This is a genomic window from Microcoleus sp. Pol12A5, assembly GCF_036701435.1.
In the GTDB taxonomy this organism is placed as follows: Bacteria; Cyanobacteriota; Cyanobacteriia; order Cyanobacteriales; family Microcoleaceae; genus Microcoleus.
Window position 1 is genome coordinate 1 of sequence record NZ_JAUBQU010000315.1, and the last position, 1097, is coordinate 1097.

Annotated in this window: 1 protein-coding gene; it reads right to left on the reverse strand. The window is 53.1% G+C overall.

What is annotated here, in order from left to right; translation table 11 throughout:
- Positions 1–5: 5 nt before the first annotated feature.
- Positions 6–977: a transposase gene (locus tag QUA45_RS28965; protein ID WP_332970815.1), complete on the reverse strand. Its 972-nt coding sequence runs from the start codon at positions 975–977 to the stop codon at positions 6–8.
- Positions 978–1097 lie beyond the last annotated feature (120 nt).

The window sequence follows — 1097 nt, forward strand, 5'->3', positions numbered from 1 at the left end:
AATTGTCAAGGGGTTGGGGTCCATTCGGTTCCTCTGTTGACCACTGTCACAATCCGGCGGAGCATTCTGGCCATGATGGCGACCAGAGCGCATTTCTTAGGTTTTCCGGCTTCCAGCATTCGGTCGTAGTGGGCTGAGCATTCAGCATCATGTCTGGAACAGGAGATGGCTCCCATAAAAAGAGCTGTCCTCAAGAATCTGCTGCCTGTCCCGTGGATGGTGGCTTTTCGGTTAAGACTCGTCCCGCTCGAACATTCCTGCGGAGCCAGCCCAGCGTAGGCGATGCACTGCTTGACGTTCTTTAGTTCATCTGTCAAGAAGAGTTCACTCAAGACCTTGCGGGCTGTTTCAGGGCCCACACCAGGGATGCTCAGCATGAGGCGGTGCTTCTTCACAAGCTCCTGGCTCTGCTTCAGCTTTACCAGCCACAGCTGGCTCACCTGCTGGATTTCCTTGTCAAGAAGTCTGATGACTCTCGTGCAGGATTTGATGAGTTCTGCACAGGCGGAAGGCTTGCCCATTCTCTTCTTCTCGTCAGCCGCCTGAGCTTTAAGGCTGTCTATCCTTCTTGAAAGCTCCTGAAGTTCAGCCTGTTCTTTGGTGGGAGGCTTCCTGGGGGTTTTCCAGTTCTTCTGCGAGCACACAGCCAGAACATAGGCGTCTGTCGCATCATTCTTTCTAATGATTCCAAGACCCCTGGCAAGGCTTCTAGCCTGATTAGGAGCCATCACCACAGCAGGGACTCCCTCTTCAGCCAGGTGCCACACCAAAGCCTTGTGGCAGGAAGAGGTCGCTTCCATCGTGATCCTCCACTGGTCTTTAGGAGCCATCTTCTCCAGCTTCTTTACAATCTGCTCAAACCCTGCTGGAGAGTTCTTGACTGTGAAGCTGTGCTTGATTTGGTCTTTGGCAAAGAAGCACAGATCCAGGGTGTCTTTAGAAACATCGACCCCGACGTTCAGGTGTAGACTTGACATGTTGAATATCCACTGGGGCCTTCCAGCTCCAGCTTCAACTTGTTAAACGGGACGCCCTGGTAGTGGCCGGGGCTCCCTTGATACCGTTCTAGCCTAAGAGCTGAAGAGAGCCTGCACGCT